Source organism: Thauera mechernichensis, assembly GCF_029588855.1.
Lineage (GTDB): Bacteria > Pseudomonadota > Gammaproteobacteria > Burkholderiales > Rhodocyclaceae > Thauera > Thauera mechernichensis.
This window is the reverse complement of sequence record NZ_JARQZE010000011.1, coordinates 1-24,259: the sequence shown is the minus strand read 5'-3', so window position 1 is coordinate 24,259 and position 24,259 is coordinate 1. Positions and strand designations below refer to the sequence as shown.

General features: G+C 66.2%; 19 protein-coding genes. 3 read left to right on the top strand and 16 right to left on the bottom strand.

The annotated features are described in order from the left end of the window. The 12 genes from P7F68_RS14185 to P7F68_RS14130 form a co-directional block, all read right to left on the bottom strand. Positions 1-924 (bottom strand): glycosyltransferase family 2 protein, encoded by a 924-nt coding sequence (locus P7F68_RS14185; protein ID WP_277834086.1) that lies wholly within the window; start codon positions 922-924, stop codon positions 1-3. 9 nt (positions 925-933) lie between these two features. Beyond that, positions 934-1,746, bottom strand: coding sequence for a polysaccharide deacetylase family protein (locus tag P7F68_RS14180; protein ID WP_002936227.1), 813 nt, complete (start codon positions 1,744-1,746; stop codon positions 934-936). Further along, on the bottom strand, positions 1,740-2,735 hold the full coding sequence (locus tag P7F68_RS14175) for a hypothetical protein (RefSeq protein WP_002936225.1): 996 nt from the start codon (positions 2,733-2,735) through the stop codon (positions 1,740-1,742). Before P7F68_RS14175 ends, P7F68_RS14180 begins: the two co-directional genes overlap by 7 nt. Continuing rightward, positions 2,732-3,646 carry a glycosyltransferase gene (locus P7F68_RS14170; RefSeq protein WP_002936223.1) on the bottom strand — a complete coding sequence of 305 codons (915 nt, stop codon included), beginning with the start codon at positions 3,644-3,646 and terminating at the stop codon, positions 2,732-2,734. The genes P7F68_RS14175 and P7F68_RS14170 overlap by 4 nt, the downstream gene beginning before the upstream one ends. A gap of 93 nt (positions 3,647-3,739) precedes the next feature. Further along, positions 3,740-5,593 (bottom strand): asparagine synthase (glutamine-hydrolyzing), encoded by a 1,854-nt coding sequence (asnB, locus tag P7F68_RS14165; RefSeq protein WP_277834081.1) that lies wholly within the window; start codon positions 5,591-5,593, stop codon positions 3,740-3,742. A 1-nt stretch (position 5,594) separates the two neighbouring features. Next, positions 5,595-6,671 (bottom strand): glycosyltransferase WbsX family protein, encoded by a 1,077-nt coding sequence (locus P7F68_RS14160; protein WP_002936218.1) that lies wholly within the window; start codon positions 6,669-6,671, stop codon positions 5,595-5,597. After that, positions 6,668-8,656, bottom strand: coding sequence for a hypothetical protein (locus tag P7F68_RS14155; protein ID WP_277834078.1), 1,989 nt, complete (start codon positions 8,654-8,656; stop codon positions 6,668-6,670). The genes P7F68_RS14160 and P7F68_RS14155 overlap by 4 nt, the downstream gene beginning before the upstream one ends. 3 nt (positions 8,657-8,659) lie before the next feature. Further along, the gene (locus P7F68_RS14150) at positions 8,660-10,123 is read right to left on the bottom strand and encodes a lipopolysaccharide biosynthesis protein (RefSeq protein WP_002936213.1); all 1,464 of its coding nucleotides are present in this window, start codon (positions 10,121-10,123) and stop codon (positions 8,660-8,662) included. A 455-nt stretch (positions 10,124-10,578) separates the two neighbouring features. Then, on the bottom strand, positions 10,579-11,691 hold the full coding sequence (locus P7F68_RS14145; RefSeq protein ID WP_002936212.1) for a glycosyltransferase family 4 protein: 1,113 nt from the start codon (positions 11,689-11,691) through the stop codon (positions 10,579-10,581). 166 nt (positions 11,692-11,857) lie between these two features. Continuing rightward, on the bottom strand, positions 11,858-12,979 hold the full coding sequence (locus P7F68_RS14140) for a hypothetical protein (protein WP_002936210.1): 1,122 nt from the start codon (positions 12,977-12,979) through the stop codon (positions 11,858-11,860). Beyond that, on the bottom strand, positions 12,976-13,290 hold the full coding sequence (locus P7F68_RS14135) for a metal-sulfur cluster assembly factor (protein WP_002926836.1): 315 nt from the start codon (positions 13,288-13,290) through the stop codon (positions 12,976-12,978). The genes P7F68_RS14140 and P7F68_RS14135 overlap by 4 nt, the downstream gene beginning before the upstream one ends. Positions 13,291-13,716: 426 nt before the next feature. Beyond that, complete coding sequence (locus P7F68_RS14130; RefSeq protein ID WP_277834076.1) at positions 13,717-17,277, bottom strand: VanZ family protein; 3,561 nt, start codon at positions 17,275-17,277, stop codon at positions 13,717-13,719. Positions 17,278-17,392: 115 nt separating this feature from the next. On the opposite strand from P7F68_RS14130, the gene P7F68_RS14125 reads away from it, so the two are divergent. Then, positions 17,393-17,815, top strand: a complete 423-nt coding sequence (locus P7F68_RS14125) for a hypothetical protein (RefSeq protein ID WP_002943215.1) — start codon at positions 17,393-17,395, stop codon at positions 17,813-17,815. A gap of 15 nt (positions 17,816-17,830) precedes the next feature. Here P7F68_RS14125 and P7F68_RS14120 read toward each other — a convergent pair whose 3' ends face one another. Next, positions 17,831-19,084 (bottom strand): pyridoxal-dependent decarboxylase, exosortase A system-associated, encoded by a 1,254-nt coding sequence (locus P7F68_RS14120; protein ID WP_422126334.1) that lies wholly within the window; start codon positions 19,082-19,084, stop codon positions 17,831-17,833. A gap of 41 nt (positions 19,085-19,125) precedes the next feature. Continuing rightward, on the bottom strand, positions 19,126-20,703 hold the full coding sequence (locus P7F68_RS14115; RefSeq protein ID WP_002943224.1) for an acyl-CoA ligase (AMP-forming), exosortase A system-associated: 1,578 nt from the start codon (positions 20,701-20,703) through the stop codon (positions 19,126-19,128). A 123-nt stretch (positions 20,704-20,826) separates the two neighbouring features. On the opposite strand from P7F68_RS14115, the gene P7F68_RS14110 reads away from it, so the two are divergent. Further along, positions 20,827-21,093, top strand: coding sequence for an acyl carrier protein (locus P7F68_RS14110; RefSeq protein WP_002926828.1), 267 nt, complete (start codon positions 20,827-20,829; stop codon positions 21,091-21,093). Positions 21,094-21,114: 21 nt separating this feature from the next. Here P7F68_RS14110 and P7F68_RS14105 read toward each other — a convergent pair whose 3' ends face one another. Continuing rightward, positions 21,115-22,851 carry an SLC13 family permease gene (locus P7F68_RS14105; RefSeq protein WP_002943229.1) on the bottom strand — a complete coding sequence of 579 codons (1,737 nt, stop codon included), beginning with the start codon at positions 22,849-22,851 and terminating at the stop codon, positions 21,115-21,117. A gap of 20 nt (positions 22,852-22,871) precedes the next feature. After that, complete coding sequence (gene cysQ, locus P7F68_RS14100; RefSeq protein ID WP_051018834.1) at positions 22,872-23,666, bottom strand: 3'(2'),5'-bisphosphate nucleotidase CysQ; 795 nt, start codon at positions 23,664-23,666, stop codon at positions 22,872-22,874. A gap of 166 nt (positions 23,667-23,832) precedes the next feature. Between cysQ and cysD the strand changes: the two genes are divergently transcribed. Next, a partial coding sequence (gene cysD, locus P7F68_RS14095) for a sulfate adenylyltransferase subunit CysD (RefSeq protein WP_277834068.1) occupies positions 23,833-24,259 on the top strand: 427 nt, incomplete at its 3' end.

Sequence of the window (24,259 nt, the reverse complement as noted above, 5' to 3'; positions counted from 1 at the left end):
TCAGCCGCGGTCGCGTATCCAGCCGAGAAGGAAGCCGCAGAAATAGGCTGCGTTCATCTCGAGCCGCAGCGATTGGTCAGCGCCTGAGCCCAGCCTGCGCCCGACTGCGCGACCGACTGCACGCAGCCATTGGGCGAACAGGTAAGGGGGGGGGATGCGCCGGCCGCTTCCGCGCTTGGCCGCGCCTTCGCTGCGCCCCTGGCGGAAATGCAGGTCGAGGAAGTAGCCGCGGCGCAGCTTGGGCGTCTGGATGCGGTGGTGAATGATCGCCTCCGGCACCCAGCGCACCCGGCAGCCGTGTGCCAGCAGGCGGCGGTAGATCTCGGTGTCCTCGCCGCCGATGTTTGCCTTGCCCATGCGCCCGAGACGGGCGTCAAAGTCTCCGATGGTGCCAAACACGCTGCGACGGAAGGCGAAATTGCCGCCGAAGATCGGTGTGCCGGGAGCATCCAGCCAGCGCGCCGCGCCATGGTCGAGCTTGCCGAGGAAGCCGAGCAACTCGTCCTGCAGCCAAGGCGGGCGCACGCCGTCCTCGAAGAACACCTCTATGCGGCCGCCGAGTGCATCCGGCCGCCACTCCTGCATTGCGCGTTCGTAGGCGCACAGCCAGTCCGGGTCGGGGGTTTCGTCGTCGTCCATGAACAGCAGGTATTCACCGCGTGCCTCGCGCAGTGCCCGATTGCGCGCGTTCGAGAGCCCGAGGCGCTCTTCGCGCACGACCCGCACAGCGATACCGGCAGGATGCCAGCCGTTGTCTGCGAGAAGCAACGGTGTGCCGTCCGTGCTGCCATTGTCGATGACGAGCATTTCCCATGGCTGCTCGGTAGGATGCAGCTCGGCGAGGGTCTTGAGCGTGCGCTCCAGGCGGTCCGCATGGTTATGGGTGCACAGCGCGACCGTGATGAAGGGGAGGGAAGGGTGCATGATCGCGGGTCAGTGTCGAATGCCGAGCCGGGCCAGGACCCTGTCGGCGTTGTAACGCCATGCAGCGATGAGGCGGCCATCGTTGCTGCCGAGTGTGATCTTGCGGCACAGCATCGCTGGCGTGTCGGTGCCGAACACGTCGAGTCGGCGGAGACGGAAGCGATGGACGTCGGGACGGTTGAATCCGGGCTGAACTGAAAACGCAGCACGGTAGCCGGCACGTTGCGCCTGCTCCAGCACGCGCTCGTCGTAGCGCCCATACGGGTAGGCAAGGTAGTCGACCGGCTCGCCGAGCAGCGTTTCCAGGTCGTGGCGGGCACCGGCGAGTTGGGCCTGCAAGGCGCCGTCGTCGAGTGTTGGAAGGTCGGCATGGTCGCGCGTATGGGAGTGGAAACTGAAGCCCTGAGCGCGCAGCGCGAGGATCTGTTCGCGATCCATCAGCGGGTAGGTATGGCCGTCCGGGTTGTGTTTCTCGCACCAGGCGTCGCGTTCGCCGATCAGGCCGCTGACGAGGAACACCGTTGCCGGCCATTCGAGCCTGCGCAGCACCGGGGCCGCGTGCTCATGCACGCCGGCGAAACCGTCGTCGAAAGTGAGCAGGAACGCCCCCTGCGGGAGGTCGCGCGTGCCGTCCAGCCAGGCAAAGAAGTCCTCTATCGAGACCGCCTTCCATCCGGCGCGTGCAAGCGCCTCCATTTGCGCAGCGAAGGTCTCCGGGCTCACGCAATACTTGCGCTCCCAGTCGTTATGTGCGGCGCCGATGCGGTGGTACATCAGGACCGGGACGCGTTGGGCGGGGGACGTCATGGTCGTGTTCAGCATGGGGGATGTGCGGGGTTGGAGTCTGGAGCGATGCCGAGGCGGGCATCGATCACGGCGAGTGCATCGGGTGCTGCGAGCTCATCGAACTTGAGCCCGAACGGTGCGCCCGAGCGCAGTGCTTGTTCGACCTCGTCGGTGTCGATCGTGGCGCCGCTGGCAGCATGCAGCTTAGGCCATTTGATGTAGCGCAGCACGTCATTGCAGATGCGCAGTTCCTTGTCGTTGGCCAGGATCGAAACGAAGAACGATTCGTCCGGATGCAACGCCCTGCGCGAGTATTGCGTCCACTCCGGATGGGCGTCGACGAATTCCAGGGTGCGCATGAGGGCGCGCCGGTTGAGGTTGAGAGTCTGCCGCCCCCCGCACAGCAGGAAGTCCTTGCCTATCGGGCGCTTCAGCCTGCGGATGCCGAAACGGGTCGGGGCTCTGCGTGGCAGGGGAATGATGCGGAACAGCGGCTGGGCTTTGTTGAAGACCTCCCGGCTACGTTCGAGCAGCCGCTGGAGGGTTTGTGGTACGCGGTGCATGTAGGGAAAGCGTGGCAGCCGATAGTAGGCGAACAGATAACGGCGCTCGGCCGTGCCCGGCGGCCACTGCACCGGATCGAAGGCATCGAAATGGTGGATGAAGACGTCGTACTCCGAGCGCTGCAGAAAGGCCTCGAACTCGGAGAGCGGCTGCAGGGGATATGTGAGTCCGGTCAGCGTGCAGCACCAGTCAAAGTTGAGATTGGCGGCACACCAGCGCAAGCCATGCAGGTATTGCTCCACCTGCGAGAAGGCGCCCCACTCGCCGCGCACCGGATCAGGGATGAAGTGGATCCCGGCGATGCCCTCGAACATGCTCTGGTCGAGCGCTTCGCCACCTGGGTCATGGTGGATCGCGATCAGTGCGTTCGGGCTCAGTTGCCGGATAGCGCGTGCCAGGCGCACGATCTGCCGCGGCCGTTCGTGCGTGAAGATCAGATAAAGCGTTGGATCCGCGCTCAAGAGTTGCCTCCTGCAAGACGTACGATATGTCGAAACAGCGGGGCAGGAAGGGCGGCAGGCAGGATGTACTTGAGGTCGCTCGCTTGCCATGCGCCTTCACTCCATGCCGCCCGGAACAGTGCCTGCGCGTCGCCGAGGTCGCGCCGCCAGTAGGCGCGATAGGCCTCGCGGCGCAGGTAGCCTTGGGTGAGGTCGGCGAGTTTGGCCACCGGGATGTGGGAGACACGGTCGGGGTGTGCAGCGATGAAGTCGCGCCGCACCCGCAGGGCGTCGAGGACCTGCTTCCAGCGCGTCTTGGAGATCTGCCCGCCGCTGTGCCAGCGGTAGAACGCCATCACTTCGGGTACGCGCACGATCTTCTGCGTGTGCGCATAGAGGCGGAGCCAGAGGTCGTAGTCCATTGCCGAGAAGCAGCGCTCCGAGAAGCCGCCGACCGCATCGATCGCGGCCCTGCGCACGAGTGCGGCGTGGATCGGCCATGGGCAGGTGCGCAGGAACTCGGCCGCAGTGTCCAGACTTGCGTAGTCGGGGGGAACATGCGGTGCCGTCCCCGGAGCGCCTTCGCCGACATTCTGCCAGCCGCAGTAGGCGATGTCCGCCGCAGCCTCGTCGAGGGCGGCGGCAAGCTTTGCGAGGCAGTCGGGGCTAAGGTAGTCGTCGGCGTCCAGAAACGCGATCAGGCTTCCCTTGGCCTGGCGCAGGCCAAGGTTGCGCGCGGGGTAGGGGCCCTTGCGGTTCTGCTCCAATACCCGCATGCGCTGACCATGAGTCGTTGCCAGCGCTTGAAGAATTTCCCTGCTCGCATCCGTTGATCCGTCGTCGATCACGATCAGTTCGACGTTGCCGTGTGTTTGTCCCATCACGCACTCCACCGCCTCCTGCACGAAGGGCGCGGCGTTGTAGCAAGGCATGACCACGCTGATGCAGGCGCGGGCGGCGGACGGGAGCGGAGCGGATGTCGTTTCCATGGGGGCGGACAATAGGGGCGTGAACGGTTTCAGGGCTCAGTTGCGCAGCAGTGCCTTGCCTGACGGGTGGCGGCTCAGCAGCGTGAAGGCCCAGCGCCGGCTGTCCGACATGCGCGCTTGCCGGAGTGCGGGGACGGACTTCCATGCGTCCAGCCCGGGGTGGTGGCGCAGCCAACGCCAGGTGGGAACGACGAAGCCGCTCTTGGGGCGGTTCAGTATCTCGGTGGGCAGACCGCAGGACAGTGTGCGCGGGAGCGCGCTCTTGCCCGGGCCGAGGCGTCCGCTTGCAGCCAGGCCCAGCAGGCTCTCGCTGAGCACATGGTCGACCAGTGGCACACGGATCTCGAGCGAGTGCGACATGCTGACCCAGTCGGTGTCACGCAGCAACTGGTTGCGCATGTAGCGGACCGACTCCAGGCAGGCGACCTGGCCGAAGTCATTGAGGCCGGTGTGTGCTTCGGCGTAAGCGGCGTCGTGTTCGGCGAGGGCGCGCAGACCCTCGCGCAGAATGTCCGTGCCGAGTATGCCCTCCAGCTCCCAGGGCATGAAGACCCCCTTGGACAGTTGGTAGGCCCCCTCGGGCGTGGTGCCGAATTCGGGTATCCCCGCGGCATTGGCTGGCCAGCCTAGCCTGGCTCCGAGCAAGCGGTGCATGCTGCGGTAGAGCTTGGGGGCGTGCCGCCACGGGCTGCCTTGCGCGCTCGCGCGCAGTCTTGGAACCTCTGTAAAGCTTGCGTAGCCTCCCAGTAGTTCGTCTCCACCAAGCCCTGACAGCGCAACCTTGAGACCCACTTGTTGCGCGGCACGGCTGACGAACCAAGTGTTGATTCCGTCGATGGTCGGTTGGTCCATGGCGGTGAAGAAGCGGTCGAGTTCTTCCTCTTGCTCGCCCGCTGAAAGCACGATGCAGGTGTGGTCGACGTCCAGGTGGCGGGCGATCAGGCTCGCGGCCGGGCACTCGTCGTGTTGTGTGCCTTGCAGGTCGTCAAAGGTCAAGGTGAGCGTGCGCAGGCGGGCAGATGAGGCCTCGCGGGCGAGGCCGACCAGGGTCGAGGAGTCGAGCCCGGCGGACAGGAAGGCCCCTACTGGCACATCGGCAAGCAAGTGGGCACGCACGCTGTCGAGGAGCTGTTCGCGCATGAAGGCCGTTTCGCTGCCAAGGGGGATCGAGGCCGCCGCTTCGAGCGATCGCTCCATGGCTGCAGACAGGGTCCAGTAGCGCACTGGCGCGGCGGCGCCCGTCTCGGTCACGAGCAGTGTGGAGCCTGCCGGTAGCAGACGGACTCCGCGGTAGAGCGTGAATGGTTCCGGAACGGAGCCCCACAGCAGCATGCCGACCGCCCCTGCTGGCTCGGGGCGCTTGTCGATGCCATCGCCGGCCAGCAAGGCCGAGACCTGCGATGCGAAGCGCAGCGTACCGCCGTCGTCGGCGTAATAGAGTGGTTTGATGCCGTGGGGGTCGCGCGCGAGCAGCAAGCTGCGCGCCTGCGCATCCCACAGCGCGAAGGCGAACATGCCGCGCAGACGCCCAACCATCGCCGGACCCTGGCGGCGGTAAAGGTGCAGCAATACCTCGGTGTCCGAGTGTGAGTCGAAACGCACGCCGTCGCGCTCGAGCTCGCTGCGTAGCTCAGGGTAGTTGTAGATCTCGCCGTTGAAGCTGACGACCGTGAGGCCGTCGGCGGTCTGCATCGGCTGGGCGCCCGCAGGGCTGAGGTCGATGATGGCCAGGCGCCGGTGCGCGAGTCCGACCCGGCCGTTGTCGGCGATCCAAACCCCAGCGCCGTCGGGACCGCGCGCGGTCATCGTTTCGCGCACGCGCAGCAGCTCGTCCCGGTCTACCGCAGCCGCGCTTGGGCGATAGGCGAAGATGCCGTTGATGCCGCACACGTCAGCGCTGCTCCGTGAGGACGTCGCGGACGACACTCAGGTAGCCGTGGCCGAAACGTTGGTCGGGTTCGAGATAGTTGCCCTCAGCCCATTCGTTCCACGCCTTGATGAACACGATGCGCTGTTCGCTCGGGTATTCCTGCACCAGGTCGACACCGCGGCGCAGGACGGTCTTGAACAACGCCGGTGTCGACCCATGCAACACCAGGCCGTTCAGGCCGGAGCGCGGGGTGTTGTCCCAGTTGGGCAGCACGGTCGGATATTCGACGAAGTCAGGCAGGCGAGAGCGGGTCAGTCCGCTCATGATGCGCTCATAGTCGAGGACGGTGAGTTTGTACTTGCCGCGCGCCATGCGCATGCGCGCCTTGAGCGCGGGGTAGCGCCATGGGATGCTGCCGCTCTTGGACGGCAGCGGTTGCCAGGTCGAGGCGTCCATGCCGAAGCTGGACGGATCCACCGGGGAGCCAAGGTAGTTGACCGCTACGAGGTGCAGGCCGGGCAAGCCCGACTGTGCGGCGAGCTGGCGCCAGTAGTCCATCACCTGTGCGACGTCGGGGATATCCGGCGGGTTGTAGATCAGGAACATCGGCTTGCCATCGACGCGGATGTAGCGCGGGTCGTTGAATGCCGCCAAGAGCCATTCGAAGTGACGGCGGTGGTCCTCCATGCCCGGATAGGTCTGCTCGATCAGCATACGGTCGGCGACGCCCTGCCAGATGTTGCTCCAGCTGTGGTTGGCCCAGCACAGACAGAATGGGAGGTCCGGCTCGCCACTGGCGATGATCTCGTTGACCGGGCGCTCCAGGATGCGTCGTCCGCCAAACCAGTAGTGGTAGTAGCAGAAGCCCTCGATGCCGTAGGCGCGAGCGAGCTCGGCCTGGGCATGGCGTGCCTCTGGCAGGCGCAGGTCGTAGTAGCCGAGGTCGGCAGGCAGGTGCGGCTGGTAATGCCCAGGGTAAAGGGGCTTGGCCTTGGCCGTGTTCGTCCACTCGGTGAAGCCCTTACCCCACCACTCGTCGTTCTCGGGAGTCGGGTGGTACTGAGGCAAGTGAAAGGCGATTGCGCGTGCGTTGCTCATTGGGGCTGGGGAGGTGTCAAGAATGGGTTCGAGGGAGCGATGTTGGCCGTGCTGCCGATCGTGCGGGCAGTCGGCGCTGACAAGGCGCGCAGGAGTGCCCAGCTGCGAGCAGCGATTGTTTGCTCAGGCAGGGATACGCCGCTGTCCGGCCCACGCTCGAAGGCGATCGTCAGGGCGGTCGTGGCCGTATTGACGACGAGGAGGCTGGCTTCGTCCCGATTGCCAAGGTTGATCACCCACAGGCGTTCGTCCGTGGCGGATGGCGTGGGCGTGACGAGATGGGGCGGCAGGATCTCACCGTTGCCACCAAGCAGTGATGGTGGCAGCCCGAGGCCGGCATCGTGCAGGTGCAGTACGGCGTCAGCCAGCAAGGCGTGGTCGCTGTCCGCATTCGTGCGCAGGCAGCGACGGTACAGCCCCTCGGCCCAGAATGCCAGGGAGTCCTTGCTCGCTTCGCTTTCCTTCCAGAGCAGGGGGACACGGCTGGTGACGCCGAAATGAACCAGCCCGTCGCTGATCGCTGTCCATTGCGGATCCTTTGCGTCCACCCCCGGGCATGCCAGCAAACGCTCGAAATCCATCAGGTGTACGCCATGGTAGCGATGTACGAAATCAGCCTGGCCGAGGCTGCGCTCAATATATCCGTCGGGCATCGCCAGGCGCGGAAAGCGGCGACGGATGAGGTGCCAGCGCGGGATCACGTACTTCCAGCCGAAGCGCTTGAGCGCACGTGCGCCGAGAGGCAAGCGCGCCTGTTCCGCTTTCGGCAGCAGTGACAGCTTGATGATCGAGAGCAGGCGGCGGAACAGCCATTCGGCAGGGCGTGCGGACATCACTGTGCGCAGGCTGCCTTCGGCGGATTTGAAGAGCGCGGCGTAAGTCGTGTCGTCGCACACCGTGCCATGGCGCGCAAGTGCGAGCATGCAGTCGAGATGCGTATTGAGGATGAGCAGGTTGGTAGTCGACTTGCCCAACCATTGTCCGCGCTCCCAGTTCAGGGGGTAGTGCCGCATGCCCTCTTCGGACTGTTCGAGAGAGTCGTGCAGGAACCATGGGCCGGCTGCGGTCTGGTCAACCTGTGTGGATATGAAATTCGCGATCCGTTTCAATGCATCGGCGATGGCTGGTTCCGGGGCAATCTCGAACTCGCTCGCCAGCAACTGCAAGGCGCCGTTGATCAGGCGGTTGTGACTCTCGTACTCGTCCGTCCATTCACCGTGCCGAAAGCTGCCATCTGCCTCCTGCCTGGCGAGCAAGGCGAGGACGATCTGGCGTCGTAGCAGGCGGTAGAGCCGCTTGCCGGTACTGTGCCCGAGTGCGCAGGCGATCATGTGAAGCGAGAGGGCGTCGAGTTCGTCGCAGATCTTGAGCTTCTTTGGCCAAGCCCAGCATGCGCCATACACCTTGCCGTGCACCAGGTGGGAGTAGAAGTCGGCAGCGCTCCGTGTGGCGCTGTGCGAAGCGTAGATGAAGAACGGCTTGCGCTCGAGCGTGCTCGCGGTGCAGAACTCCATGTCTGCGCTGTGCTCGGCCGACGGTTGCAGTCGCCATACGACGAAATCCAGGGACTGCTCGTCCGGCAGCCGATAAGCCGCCGAAGCACCACTGTCGTTCATGACGAAGTCGGTCAGCGTGGCATCGGCTTCGGCCGTGATACGGCCGAAGCCGTCCAGAGTGCGCAATGCGGGCAGGCGCGGTAGCCAGAATACGGCTTTGTCCTGAGCCTCCGGTTCCAGCAGCCAGCCACCAACACCGCCGCAGCGGCGCAGGAGGTGCTTGCCACCGAGAAAGATACGGAACTCGTCGCCGCCGGCGGAAGGGTGGGCGCGTACAAATAGGCAACTCGCCCCGTCGAGCGGGAAGTCGTCACGCACGAACTCAATTCCATCACATGACCAGATGTGGCGGCTGGCTCCTTGTAGCGCCACCGTGGGAGCGCTTGTGGTGGTCTCGAAACCTTGGGTGAGATCCAGTGACTTCATCATGCCTTAGCGCGCGAGGCGAAGAGTTCGGCGCCAACGCAGGCTCTCGTCTGCAAGCGCGTTGAGGGGAATGAACAGGAACGCCGCTGCGTAGGCCAGCCCGGCGGAGCCTCCGACAATCAGCATGTAGAGGGCCGGCTGGGTGTCACGCCAACCGGTAGGCAGGATGGCATGGCCCACTGCGAGCATGCCGAGGAACAGCAGATTGAGCTTCAGACCCGGTGCGAGCGCATTGACAAGGTGGGCGAAGGAGCTCTGGAAGCATCGCGTGGCCAGGTAGTACATGACCGGGGTCGAGTAAGCGATCCCAGCAAAAATGCCCCAGGCTGCACCGACGAGACCCCATGCCTGGAGCCCGTAGTAGCATGCCGCGGCCACGAGCAGCCCCTGGCTCGCGTGGATCCATACTTCCCTGCCCAGGCGGTTCATGGCGGCAAGGACTGCGCCGCAGGGGTGGCCAATACAGATCAGCAGGCCGGCGAGGGAGACGATGCGCAAGGGGTCGGCCGAAGGTAGCCATTTTTCGCCGTAGACGAAGTGCATGAAGGGCTCGGCCATCCAGGCCAGGCCGATATAGATCGGCAGGGTGTAGACGACCATCAGCATGATCATGCGGTAAAAGAGGTACCTGACCTCGTCCGGACGGTCCTGAGCCTTTGCCATCGCGCGAAACACGGCTTCGTATACCGCTCCGCTGACGGTCGAGAATGGCAGCCAGGCCAGGCTTTCGCCCTTGTTGAAGAGGCCAACCGCGGAAGGGCCTGAGACGCGACTGATAATGGCGTTGCTCGCCTGCTTGGTGAAGTACGAGGCAAGGTCATTGAGGGAGACCTTGATGCCATAAGCCCCCAGCCGTCTTGCCACTGCCATGTCGACGCTCAATTGCGGACGACGATCGCTGACGCGGTCAAGCAGTACAAGCGTGATGAGGCTACCCAGAATCCCCGACAGGATCAGGCTCCACGGACCTGCACCCACAATGGCAAGCCAGATGCTCGCCAGTCCCGTGAGGACGCCCACCACAAGGCCGATCAGGGAGCGCTCCTTGAAGCGCATCTCACGATGCAGTGCGCTCGCGCGCGTATTGACGAAGGGGCGCAACAGGAAGCTGATTGCCGAGACACGCACCAGGTCCGTGTACAACGGGTTGCCGAAGGTGGTGGCAAACCAGGGGGCGGCGAAATAGAACGCAATGAAGATGAGGGCGCCAACCGCCAACTGCGCCGTGAATACGACATCGAAATCCCGCGCGCTCGCATCCTTCGACTGGACCAGTGCCTGTCCCATCCCCCCGCCACTGAGGAGTCCCACGAAGCCGGTAAAGATCTGGATCGTGACGATGAAGCCGAAGTCCTCTGGGACGAGCAGGCGTGCAAGCGCGATCCCGAATGCGAACTGCAGGATCTGCGTACCCAAGCTGCCAGTGATCAGCCACTTGATCCCGGCCCGGATCGAGTTTGCGGCGCTCATGAGGCCAGAAGGATGTTGCGAGGTGAATGGTTCGGGAGGAGCATGCAGTTTCGGTATCGTGGTTGTTCAGCGCCAATGACAGTGCGAGCGCGCATATGCCCGCAGGCGCCTTCGGCATGCAGATGTGCCGCTGGGGTTGAGATCATCGACTGCGCTCTTCGGTGAGAACTCGCTTCCGGTGTCGTCCGCAACCGGTCTTGCCTGCGCGGCCGGCAAAAGCTGCGAATCGCTGCGGATCAATAAAGTGACGGTCGCATGCAGGCAAGCGCCGCTTGAAGCGCCTGCACGCGACCGGATGGGGCTGCACGAGCTGCTCTACGGAGGTAATGCCATTCATGCAGGGCTCCGATGTTGCGGAGCGCATTGTGCCCGCATCGTCATGACGCAGCCGTGAATTATGGCATCACGGTTGCTGATGTCGAGCGTCTGCGCGGTAGAGGACGACCTTTCCGCCGTCATGACAGTGTGCCTGCCGCATGGCGTACGAGCACCTCCTCGAATGCAGCGACGGGTTGCTCGGCAAAGTGCTGCGTGATGCGCAGGTACGCGGCCTCTCCCATCGCATGCCTGGCGTCGGGGTCGGCAACGAGGCGCTCGACGGCCTCGGCCAGTTCGTGCGGGGATTCCGGGGCCACCAGACAGCCCGTGCGGCCGTCATCGATGATCTCCGGCAGGCCGCCGACGCGGGTCGCGATCACCGGCTTGCGGCAGGCGCCTGCCTCGATCGCGATCAGCCCCAGGGGCTCCTGCCAGCGTGACGGGACGACGACGATGTCGGAACTCGTGTAGACGTCTTCGACCCGCGTGATGTAGCCGAGGTAGCGGATGCGCGGATCGCCCCCGGCCATCCCCTGCACGTCGTGCTCGCTGTAGGCGCCAGGGAAGACCTTGGGGTCCCGGCACTCGCCGGCAATCAGGAAGACGAGATCGGGGGCCTTGATCAGGCGTGCCATGGCGATGAAGTCCTGCACGCCCTTGATGTCGCGGATCTGCCCGACAAAGCTCACCACGACTCGACCTGCTTCGATGCCTTGTGCTTCGCGTATCGAGCGGCCAAGTCGGAAGCGCTGCAGGTCGACGGGGTTGTGTACGACATGCTTGGGCAGAGCCGCAGGCACCGAGGCCTGGCCCACGAACCTGGACACCACGACTACGCCTCTTGCCCAGCGCACCACCGGGCTGATGGCTTCATTCACCACATGGAAATGGAGCAGGATCGGGATGCCAAGCAAACGTGCGGCGAGGGCTTCGGCCGATCGCCACGGGCGATTATTGAAGTGAACCAGCCGCACCTTCTCGCGCCGGAAAAGCCTGATCGCGCGTACCAGGTTGCGTGCGAAGCCGAGCCGCTGACCAGGCTCAGTCGGACTGCCCCAGATGTGATGGCGCAGGCCGAGGCGGTTCAGTTCGGCGACGATGGGGCCGTCACGCGGCAGCAGCAGGATCGGTTCGATGCGGCTGCGGTCGATGTGGCGAAGATTCGTGTACAGCACGCGGCTGGCGCCGCCCCAGTCGCCCGCACTGCCGGTCACGAAGCAGATCTTGATTTTCTCTTGTCGAGCCGGCATCACCGTGTCTTGTCGTCGGGCGGGACGAATGCTGCGTCGCGCATGGTTCGGAGCCGGGCGTCGAGCGTGGAAGACCACGCCGGCCCATGCAGATGTCCCGCGAGGTTAGACGAATGGTGTGGTGCAGGCGTGGAACGATTTCACGCCCCTGGCGTTGCCGGCAGGCTCAGCCGCCTGGCGTGAGGCGTGCCCTGCTGCGTTTGCTCCTGGCGGGTTGCCATGCTCCGCGCGCCACGCTTAACAGCATCGTGGCAATGAACACCGCCAGCGTCGCCGCATTGGCAATTGCGCCCGACTGGCGCAGTGCGAGGCTGTCGACCACGTCGCCGAACACGCGCAGGACGAGCGAGATGTGCAGCAGCGTCAGCGGCAGGTAGAAGGCCGCGTGGTAGGGAATCTTCACCTTCACCACCGCGGGGAAGATGATTGGTGCGTGGCCGAACACCATGGCAAACACGAAGCCCAGCGCTACGGCATGCATGGCGGCGTCGTAGAGCGCATGCCCAGGGGTGAAGCCGCCAGCCAGCCCGGCAATCGCCCCGGTGGCAAGCCACACATAGCCCGACAGCAGGCAGATCGCGATGAAGCGCGTGAGGCCTTGCTGACTCGCGTTGTGGCGGGCGATGTCGTAGCGCAGCAGCCATGCCGCCAGTGCGAGCAGGCCGGCGGCAAAGGCGATGCGCCCGTGCTCCGGTTCGACGGGCGTGAACAGCATGCCGCCGAGGACCAGGCACGAAAGGGCGATGAAGCTCGGTGCGGCGGCGCGGCGCACGGGCAGGAAACGCGTGAGCTCCAGGCGTTCGCCTGCGATGGTAACGACCAGGAAGGCCAGCCAGAATGGCACCGCCCCTTGCAGGTCGCCGTTGACGAACCACACCAGATTGCCCAGCAGCCAGCACACCGCACCCAGCGCAAGCATGACGGTGAAGAGCGCAAACTGACGCTGCATGACCTGAAAACTACCGAGCAGCAGCACCAGCGCCGCACCAACGAAGAGCGACTGCGGCACCCATAGCGGGGCGCCGGCGATGAGCAGCACGCCGCCTGTACCCGCGGCGGCTGGGCCGAGATAGGCCGACAGCCCGTCGAGCGCGACTGCGCGCTCCAGGCTGATGACGGTGCCGAAGAACGCGCAGATCATCAAGGCCGCATGCGTGCCGGCCTGGGTGGCAGCGATACTGGGAACGTCCACGCCCAGTCGGGCGAGTCCGGCGAGCACGCCCGTGAGCAGCGCCGCGAGACCGAGGATGAGCAGCGGGATGCGCGCCGGCGCCGGCAGTGCGGTCATCTGTTCCAGCCGAAGTGGTCGCGGGCGTCGGAGGCCATCATGTCTGGGCTCCACGGCGGCTCCCACACCACATCGACGCGAATATCGATCTCGGGCGGCAGCAGCGGATCGAGAACCGCGTCGATCTCGTCCAGGATCACGTCGGCCAACGGACATGCCGGCGAGGTCATGGTCATGTCGATGTGGACCGTTCCCGGTCCGCACTCGATGCGGTAGATGAGCCCCAGATCGACAATGTTCATTCCGACTTCGGGGTCGATCACCCGCCGCAGTGCGTGGCGGATGGCGTCAGGATCGGGCATGGCGGTCATTCGGCAGGTGCTTCATTGGACGCATCGAGCCGCTATTGTACTTCCAGTTTCCCCGGGGCCGGCTGTCGAGAGCCCCCGTACGAGCAGCGCCAGCCGCGAGTGGTTGAAGGCGATGGGGCTGGGGTGGGGCGACGAGAAGCTCGCGGCTGGCGCCGCTCCTACAGCAAGCCCAACGCGGCTCGCTCCCCCAGTGGGAGCGGCGCGAGCCGCGAGGGGTCGAAGGCGATGGGGCTGGGGTGGGGCGACGAGAAGCTCGCGGCTGGCGCCGCTCCTACAGCAAGCCCAACGCGGCTCGCTCCCCAGTGGGAGCGGCGCGAGCCGCGAGGGGTTGAAGGCGATGGGGCTGGGGCGGGACGACGAGAAGCTCGCGGCTGGCGCCGCGCTTGCAGCAAACCGCCGCACGTCTGTCCCAATGCGGCACACGTGCTACTCGTTGAGGTGGTGCGTGCTACCGCCGACGACCTCGACGGTGGCGCCGAGCTGGCCAGGCGTGAACCACCAGCGCGTGGTGCGCTCGGGGCCTGCGATTTCGGCGCCGATGCGGCCATCGGCTTCGATACGGCGAACGCTGGCGGCGGGGCTGGCGCCCGCTGCGGTTGGGAACATGACGACCAGGAACTGGTCCTCGCGAGCGTCGCGCAGTGGCATCAGCTCGATCCGCCAGGCCCCAGGCTCGGCGCGGCCGTGGCCGAGTTGGGCGATGGCCGCTTGTGCGCTGCCGTCCTGATCGTAGTTGCGGCCGTCCACGAAGAACTCGAAGCCGGGTCCGCCGATGCTGTTGAGCATCGGCTCGCGTGGCAGCAGCACGTAGCCGTGCAGGCGACCGCCACTGCGTCCTGGGTTCTGATTGGCCGGGATGAAGAGGTCGAAGCGGTCGGGGCCGAGAATGGGAGGCTCGATCGAGTGCAGCAGCCAGCGCTTGCGGAACTCGGCCCGGGTTGCGACGACATCGTCGAATACGACCACTGCGTTGTTGATGCGGTCGTAGCCGAATACCCGCCATATGCGCTCCACGCGCCGGGTGCGGTCGGCAAAGCTGCCTCGGCCCGACTGACTGTTGGTGTAGGCCGGTGTGATGTCGGCAACGGCGACTGCCAGGTCGTCCTCGGCCACGTGCGCGACGATGCGGCCGGTGTGGTAGGTCTCGCGCCGCTGTGCCCATTGCTTGGTGTCGAGCGGTGCGCCGTCGACGCCCCAGCCCGACCCGATGCGGCGTTGACCGCCGTCGTTGGCGTAGTGGCGCGGGTTGGCGTGGTCGAAACCAGGGCCCGGCTGGTTGTCGGCAGGGTCGGTGACGGTGACGAGGTTGTGGGCGATGCTCTGGTAGGCGTAGTTCATGTGGTGTTCCGACCCGTAGGCCGGGCCGTACCAGCCGCTGTCGATGGCAAGTGGGCCGCCGCTGTAGATTGTGAAGGCGCCCTGGTCGAGATGGCTGTGCGACCAGAAGTTGTCACCCGCCTTGAAGCTCACCCAGGTTGCGTGCTCGCTCCAGTCGCTGCGGGCGATGAGCATGCCGATGCCGTCGAAGAGCTTGGCCAGTGGCAGGCGCGCGACGGCTTGCGGGTCGAAGAGGCCATCGTCCGACAGCGGACCCCAGGGCCAGCCCGTTGGCACCGGGCCGCCCTTTGGCGGGACCAGCGAATAGGCTGCGGCGTGGCGGAACTCCAGCGCCAGAGCTGCCGCATCGCTGGGGTGGCGATTGAACCAGGCGCCGTCGCCCCAGCGCATGTGGGTGCCGTCGGGGCGGGTGCGGTAGACAAGAAAGTCGAGGAAGCCGCGGATGCCTGGCTCGCTGGCGAAGAGGTCCTCGCCCGTTGCTGCGCGCCATAGCGCGGGCAGGGTGTGGATGGCCTGGCCGATGCCTACCGCGACGTATTCGCCGCCCTCGTGCCAGCCGCCGCTGTTGCCGAAAACCTGGCGCCACACCGGCAGCACGCGGTTCTTCCAGAGTTCGTGAGTGAAGCTCATGTGCGCTTCACCACGCGGGTGGTCGCCGTAGAGCGCAATGCTGCATGCCATCAACGCCTGCAGCGGTGCGTTGTAGAGGAAGGCGTTGTAGGGCGACAGCTGGTCGCGGCGGATGACGTCGATGAGATAGTCGCAGCCTTCGGCGAGCTTGTCGCGCAGGGCGTCGCGCTCGGCTGCCGTCCATTGGTCGTGCAGCCAGTCGTAGGCGATTGCCAGTGGCATGACCTGGCCGTGTCCGCGGTCGACGAAGCGCGTTTCCATCAGTCTCGCGTGCAGGGGTGCGAGGTTGAACACCCCCGGCTGGATGAAGCCCGCCTGCATGATGGCGTTGATGGCATTGGGATTGTTGCGTGCGGCAGAGGACAACTGCTCCAGAAAGCGCGGGTTCCTAGCGCGCAGGGTGGCGATGTCGGCGGGAGACGGATGTGGCAGGCGGGGGTGCGCCATGCGAAAGCCGGGCAACTGCGGCCTTGGTAGCGCCGACGGTGGCGGGTACGTGACGCTGGGCGTGTTCGCGCCGGCGGCAGGCGGCGCATCGGGTACGGTCAGCGCCACACCGGCAATGATCAGGGCTGCCGGCAGCACACCGACCAGTAGGGCCTTGCGCCAGTCCGCGCTTGCGGTGCGTGCGGGGTAACCAAGGCCCTCAGCGTGTGCGGTGGCGTGGGACGTGGTCGCGTGGGCCTGCATCAGCGCGAGGATGCGGCTGGCGACCCAGTGCATGAACCAGGCGCTGCTCGCGGCGATCAGCAGATTGGTCGGATCGGGCTTCTTGCCCACGGTGAAGAGCTTCAATACCTCGACGCCGAAACACAGCGCGAGCGCCACGAGCACGGCGAGGATCATTGCCCCCGGTTGCAGGCGGGGGAAGGCGAGTGCGGCGACCAGGCCGATTGGCGCGTAGCTCCCCAGGACGAAGAGCAGGCTGCGCACCGCGGCCGTCTCGGTGGTGTAGTAGTGGTAATAGAAAGGCAGGAAGCGCAGCGTCTCGAGCTTCTCCGTGGCTGCCCAGGCAGGCTGGAGCGCCAGCGGCAGCACTTCGTGGAGTGCCAGCACCAAGGCAAGGTAGACGGGGCTCAGGAGCAGGCTCCAGCGTAACAGCCGGGCGGGCGAGTAGTGCAGCCACTGCAGCGGATGGCTGCGCGCGAGTGCCACCCCCCAAGCCATGCCGAGCGCGCGGGTGAGGATGGAGATGCCCTGGGTGGTGCCCGAGGCGAGCACGATCTGCACTGCCTCGATGAGCAGCCCGACGGCGGCGCCCGCCACGACTCCGGTGACAAGGCCGGGACTGCGCCGGCCGGGCGAGCGCGCCTTCAGGCCGAGCGCCAGCAGCAGCCCGACGGGGACCATCAGCACGGCCTCCACCAGCAACTTCACCCCGCAGGTGAAGGCTGCACCGCAGGACAGCCCTGGGCCAAGGCTGAGGCTGTCGGGGCGGGCGAGCTTGGCCGCAACCTCTTGGCTGCTGACGAGGAAGTCGTAGGGAAAGAAGCTCAAGCCGAGGTAGCCGAGGGCGTACAGTGCCAGCACGGCGAGCAGACTGTGCGCTCCGCCATGGACGAAGCGCTGCCACAGCCCGGCGATGCGCTGCCCGGCGACGAACCAAAGCGCCAGCCCCAGCCCGGTGCCCAGGCCCTCCGCGAGCAGGTCGTTGCGCGAGACCGTTCGCGGCGGAAAGAACAACTGCAGGTACTCGATGCCCACGGCCATCGCCAGGATTGCCGTGACGACCACCATGAGCACGAGCACGCGGGCCGCACGTCCCATCCGGCTCGCCCACACTGCGCCGGTGGCGAAGTAGGCGAGCACGATGTACAGCAGGATGTTGGCCACCCAGTCTGCACGCGAGCCTACTCCCAGGTCCAGCCAGGGGGTGTTCATGAATGCCTGCCAGGCGTCCTCGCGTGGGCGGTACTCCAGCGGCACCAGGCTGCCGTAGGCGACGAAAACCGCCCACAGCAGGGCGATTCGGGCGTGCTGCCAGGCCCTGGCGGGGGCGGCGGAGCGCGGATCGTGCATCGTGTGATCTTTTTCCTGCGGCGTTGAGGTTCAATTGTCGTACGCCGCGCTGCAAACTGCTATCTTGAAAATTGACGCCAGACCCGGCGCGATCCGAACTCACGAGGGAGCAGACATGAAGGCATTCAAATGTGCGGCGGCCGCGTTCGCGGTCCTTGGTGTAGTGGGCTCGGGCCAGGCGCTCGCGGCATGCCCGGCCAACAGCACGATGAATCATACGGAATTGAACGGCACCTTCCCCGGCAACACCGTCTGCGCGGTACGAGGCAGCAATCGCTGGCAGGAGTTCCACCAGGCGGGCGGTGCGCTCATCGACTGGAAGAAGGGGCCCACCGACGCGGTCGACCCGACCAAGCAGGTCGGTTCCTGGAGCGTGACTGGCACGGGCGCCAACGCGCGCATGGTCTACAACTACGGCTCCGGTGGCACCTACACCTACCGCGTCGTCAGCAACGGTGGCGGGCTTTACAGCTTCTGCAATGGCGACGAGGTGCACGACGCCACGGTGCGGCCCGGCCAGCAGTCCTGCGGTTTCTGACCCACGCCGGCGCCGCTATACCAGAACCTCGGCTACGCCTGGGTGGCCGAGGAAGGCCTGTGGGCTGGCTGATGCACCGTAGGCACCGGACTGGAACACCACCACCAGGTCGCCTTCCGCGGCCTGCGGCAGAGCCATGCGCTCGGCGATGAGGTCGAGCGGCGTACAGAGCGGGCCGACCACTGACACGGCCTCGGCCGCAGGCTCGCCCATGCGGGTGCCTATCGTCACGGGGTAGTTCTTGCGCAGCACCTGGCCGAAGTTGCCGCTGGCCGAAAGGTGGTGATGCAGCCCGCCGTCGGTGACCAGGTAGGTGTGGCCGCGCGAGACCTTGATGTCGGTGATGCGGCACACGTAGATCCCTGCCTCGCCGACGAGGTAGCGGCCGAGTTCCAGCACGATGGCTGCCCCGGGCAGCGCGGTCGCTGCCTCGGCCACGATGTCGCCCAGCGCTGCCCCGATGGGGGCGAGATCCAGGCGCTGCTCGCCAGGAAAGTAGGGGATGCCGAGGCCGCCGCCGAGATTGAGCGTGCGCACCGGCCCCGGTGCGTGCTCGGCCAGGCGAAGGGCGAGCGCGAAGCTCTTCTGCTGGGCCTCGACGATGGCCTCCGCCTTCAGGTTCTGCGAACCGGCGAAGAGATGAAAGCCCTCGAAGGCGAGCTCCGCCCTGCCTATCGCCTGCAGCAGTGCCGGTACCTGCTCGGCATCGACGCCGAAGGGCTTGGGGCCGCCGCCCATCTTCATCCCCGATGACTTGAGCTCGAAGTCCGGATTGACGCGTACGGCGACGCGTGCCGGCACCCCAAGCGCCTGCGAGGCTTCGGCCAGCACCGCGAGCTCGCGGAAGGACTCGACATTGATCAGGATGCCGGCAGCGACCGCCTGGCGCAGTTCGGCGTCGCGCTTGCCCGGCCCGGCAAAACTGATGCACCCGGGGTCGGTGCCGGCGTCGAGCGCTATCTTCAGCTCGCCCGCCGAGGCGACGTCGATGCCGTCGACGAGGGGCGCCATGTGGCCGACCAGCGCCGGCATCGGGTTGGCCTTCATCGCGTAATGCAGCTCGATCCCCGTGGGCAGGGCGCTGCGCAGTTGTGCCACGCGCGCGCTCAGCAGCGTGCGATCGTAGGCGTAAAAAGGGGTGCTGCCTACGCGGGCGGCGAGCCTGCGTAGCGGGATGCCGCCGACCAGGAGTTCGCCGTCGCGCACCGCGAACTGGTCCATGGCGGCGTGTACGGGCGAGGCTTTGGCGGCAGGAGTGGAGGCGGGCATGGCGGTGTCAGTGGCGATGCGGTTGGCAGGAGGGTGGCAGCTCAGTCAGCGCTGAGCGCCTTGCGGTCGAGCTTGCCATTCGGGTTGCGCGGCAGCGGACCGGAGCGCAGCTCGATGCGTGTCGGCACCATGTAGGCGGGCATGCGTGCGCGGCACTCGGCTAGCAGTGCCGCGGTATCGAGGGTGGTACCGGGCAGGGGGGTTGCGATCACGGCGATGCCCTGGCCCAGCGTGGGGTGCGGCTGGCCGAAGGCGACGCACTCGCCGACCATGCCGGTGGCGTAGAGGATCTCCTCGATCTCGGTGGGGCTCACGCGGTAGCCCGAGGTCTTGATCATCTCGTCGCGGCGGCCGATGAAGTAGAGGAATCCGTCCTCGTCGCGGCGTACCGTATCGCCCGAGAACACGGCAATCTCCGGTAGCACCAGGCCGGGCTCGCGTCCGGGCGCGCGCGGCGGCAGGGGGCGGAAACGTTCGGCGGTGCGCTCGGGGTCGTTCCAGTACCCCATCGCTACCAGCGCGCCGCGTTGCACCAGTTCGCCAGGCTCGTTGGGGGCGCATTCGCTGCCGTCCTCGCGCAACACCAGCACCTCGGTATCGGGGATGGCCTTGCCGATGGAGTCGGGGCGGCGGTCGATCTCCTCGGGTGGCAGGTAGGTCGCGCGGAATGCCTCGGTGAGCCCGTACATCAGGAAGGGACTGCTTGCAGGTAGCTGCGCGCGCAGGCGGGTGAGGGTGTCGAGTGGCATGCGCCCGCCTGTGTTGGCGAAGTAGCGCAGGTGCTCGCTGACACCGGCGGGCCATTCAAGCTGTGCCAGTTGTATCCACAGCGGTGGTACTGCGGTGAGTCCGGTCACGCGCTCGCGCTCGACCGCCTTGAGCACATCGCGCGGCATGAGGTAGTTGAGCAGCACCACGCGGGCACCGGCATGGAAGGCAGTGGTGAGCTGCGACAGGCCGGCGTCGAAGGACAGCGGCAGCGCGGCGAGCAGGGTGTCGTCGGCGTGGTTGCCGAGGTAAGAGGCAACGCTGCGCGCGCCCGCCATCATGTTGCGATGCGCGAGCACCACGCCCTTTGGTCGCCCGGTGCTGCCCGAGGTGTACAGGATGGCCGCCATGTCGGTGTCGATGACGCGGTGCCCGGCCATGGACGGGGCGGCCACGAGCTCGTCCCAAAGGTGTAGCGACAGGCCGTCGAGCTGCGGACGCTCTGCGGGGCGACCGACCAGCACGACATGACGCAGGTCGTGGCAAGCTGCCAGCGTGGCGCGCAGGGCGCCGAAGCGTTCTGGCGTGGTGACCAGGACGCGGACGGTGCAGTCGTGCAGGATGTGCCCGACCTGATCGGCCTTGAGGATGGGGTTGACCGGCACGAACACTCCGCCGGCGGCGCTGCAGCCAAAGGCGGCGGCGACGAACTCCGGGCGCTTGTCGAGGTAGATCGCGACCCGTTCGGCGCGCGCCAGGCCCAGCCCTGCCAAGCCGCCTGCAAAGCCGTCGATGCTCGTCTGCAGTGCGCCATAGCTGATGTGCTGCGAGCCGCTGACGAGTGCAATGCGCTCCGGGGCGTGTACGGCTGGGGCGGAAACGAGATGATGAAGGAGGTGCCTGGCGTGCATTGCTGCTCTTTTTGAATGAGTCTGAATTGTCGCAGTGCGCAATTCGCACCGGATGCGGAAGTATAATGCGCGCGTTTTCGCGCTGGCTTGCCGTGTGCGCGCGTGGTCCGCAAGGGAGAGAAGATGTCAGAACAGATTCTGAAGGAAGTGCTGGCGCTGCTGGACGAGGTGCTCAGCCTCGATGGTCGCGCCCTGGGCTTCAGCGCCGACACGCCCTTGCTTGGCGATCTGCCCGAGCTTGACTCGATGGCCGTGATCGCCGTGATCCATGAGATCGAAGCCCGCTTCGGTATCGAGGTCCCCGACGACGAGGTCGATGGCAATTCGTTTGCGTCGGTGGCCACCGTGGTCGACTTCGTGGAACGCCTCACCGCCCGTCAGCAGGGCTGAGGCGATCGTTCGGCGTGCCGGCTACGACGGCCTGAACGGGAAGAACACCGGCACCAGGGCAAGCACAACCGCAGCATAGGTCAGGCTCACCGGCAAGCCTGCGCGCAGGAAGTCGCGCATGCGGTAGCGGCCGGCCGAATACACCATCAGGTGAGTCTGGTAGCCGAAAGGGATCAGAAAACCGGCGCTGGCGCCATAGGCCACCACCATGATGAATGGCGTCGGATCGACGCCGAACGCACGCGCCGTACCCAGCGCGATCGGAAACGCGAGGGCTGCCGCCGCATTGTTGGTGACAAGCTCGGTGAGCACCATGGTGATCAGATATACACCGACCAGTGCTGCATACACGCCGTAGCCATCGAACAGGGCGCGCATCCAGCCCGCCATCAGTGCAGCGGCGCCCGAGCGTTCGACGACTCCGGCGATCGTCAGCGCCGAGCCGATCACCACCAGCAGCTCGAAAGGAAATCGCCGGCGCATTTCGCCCAGGGTCAGCAGGCCGCTGGCGAGCAGGCCGGCGAGCAGCAGCAACAGCCCCGAGAACAGCGGCAGCACGCCCGCCGCCGATAGCACGATTGCGAGCGCGAAGCCCGTCAGCGCGGCCGTGCTCTGCGCAGGGCTCATCTTCGGGCGTACGCCCGAGCCGTTGAGTACGTGGAAGTTGCGGTCGAGGTTGCGATGCTGGAAGAAGTCCGGCCCCGCCGCCAGCAGCAGGCTGTCGCCCACGCGCAGCGGAATGCGGCCGAGCTGGCCGGTGAGGCGCTTGTCGCCGCGGCGAATGCCTACCACGCCGGCGTCGAACATGGTGCGGAAATCGACGTCGCGCAGCGTGCGGTTGGCCAGGTCCGACTCGCTCGACAGCACGACCTCCACCAGGTTGGACTTGAGCAGCGCGTCGGCGCCGGCACCGAACACCGCCAGGCCGGAGAAGCGCTGCAGGGCCTGCACCTTGTCCACCTCGCCCGTGAATACCAGTACATCGCCGGCGTGCAGCAGTTCGGCTGGCCCGACGGGCGAGATCAGCCGACCCTCACGCTCGATCTCGAGCAGGAACAGTCCCTCGAGGTTGCGCAGTCGGTTGTGCTCGATGCTGCGGCCGATCATCGGCGAGCCGGGCATGACGCGGGCCTCGAGGAAGTAGGCCGAGCGTACATCGTTGCCGGTCGAGGCGTTCGCAGGCAGCAGGCGGGCGCTGAGCGTGAGCACCGCAATGCAGGCAAGCGCCACCGGCAGGCCGACCAGCGTGAACTGGAACATGTGCAAGGCCGGCAGGCCAGCTTCGACGACGAAGGAGTTAACCACCAGGTTGGTCGAGGTGCCCACCAGGGTGGTGATGCCGCCAAGGATCGATGCGTAGGAGAGTGGAATCAGCAGCTTCGAGGCCGGGTGCCGGCGCTGCTGGGTGATGGTGCCGAGCAAGGCGCCGACCACCGCCGTGTTGTTCATGAAGGCCGAGGCAAGGCTGCTGAAAGTGGCCAGCTTGAGGGTCGCCAGGCGGGTGCGCCCCTTGAGCAGGAGCTGGGAGAGCAGGTCGAGGAAGGGAGAGCGCTCCAGTGCCAGCGATACCAGCAGCAGCAGGATCAGGGTGGCCAGCGCCGGGTTAGAGAAGCTCGACAGCAGGGCCTGCTGGCTGGCCAGACCGAGCAGGTGGTAGATGCCGGCCCAACTCGCGAACAGGATCGCCGGGCTGATCCGGCCGTGAATCAGCAGCGCCAGCAGGAGACCGATCGAGCCGAGGACGAGGTGAGCTGTCATGCGTGGGTCGCGGTGGCCGCTCAGTCCAGGCCGCTGGCGACGAAGTGCGGGTTGTCCAGGCCAGGCTTGCCGTAGCGCAGCGCGTCGCCGGCGAGCGTGCGTACCTTGCCGCCGGCAGCTGCCAGCACGGCGTGTCCGGCGGCGATGTCCCATTCCATGGTACGGCCCAGGCGCGGATAGAGGTCGGCTTCGCCGTTGGCGATGAGGCAGAGCTTGAGCGAAGAACCCGCGCTTTTCAGCGCAGCAACCGGACGACCGGCAAGGAAGGCGTCGAGCGCCGCAGCATCGCCGTGCGAGCGGCTGGCAACGACCGTGAGCCCCGCCGCAGGGCTATGCCGGCAGCGGATCGGACTGCGTGCGCCGCCTTCCTCAATGAATGCGCCCACGCCGTGGGCGCCGAGGAAAAGGCGGTCGAGTGCGGGCGCGAGCACGGCTCCCAGCACCGGGTTGCCGTCCTCGATGAGTGCGACGTTGACGGTGAACTCGCCGTTGCGGCCGATGAATTCCTTGGTGCCATCGAGCGGGTCCACCAGCCAGAAGTGGCGGCCGAATTCGGGTACTCGTCCTGCAGCGACAGCCTCCTCCGCCACCACCGGCACGCCGGGCAGCAGGTCCTGAAGGGCAGGCAGGATCAGCGCCTCGGCGCGCTCGTCGGCTTCGGTCACCGGAGAGGCGTCGTCCTTGCCACGTACGGCGAAATCGGTCGCGTAGACCTTCATCACGACATCGCCGGCAGCACGGATGATCGGCACAAGGCGTTCGAGTAGCGGGGCGAGCGGTGGCAAGGTCACGGGCGGACTCCAGGCAAGGGGCATGGGTGATGTCGAGTGGCATAGTCTAGCCTTCGGCGATATATTGCATCGTCTTCGCGCACGCTGGAACATGGCCCTGTTGCAGTTTCCTCCGTGCCTGCCCCGGAGCAGGCATGAATGGCTGAGGGTGAAGTGCGCGCTCAACGTCCAGAACCGAACAGAGCGACCGATGCCCATGCACAGTCCCGCAGCGAGCAGCCTGACCCACCTGCAACGGCTCGAAGCCGAAAGCATCCACATCCTGCGCGAGGTCGTCGCCGAAGCCGACAAGCCGGTCATGCTGTATTCGGTCGGCAAGGACAGCGCGGTGATGCTGCACCTGGCGATGAAGGCCTTCTACCCGGCCGTGCCGCCGTTTCCGCTGCTGCACGTCGATACGCGCTGGAAATTCCAGGAGATGTATCGCTTCCGCGACCGCATGGCCCAGCAGACAGGCATGGACCTGCTGGTGCACATCAACCCCGAGGGCGTGGAGAAGGACATCAACCCCTTCACCCACGGCTCGGCGATCCACACCGACATCATGAAGACCGAGGGCCTCAAGCAGGCGCTCGACCAGTACGGCTTCGACGTCGCCTTCGGCGGTGCGCGCCGCG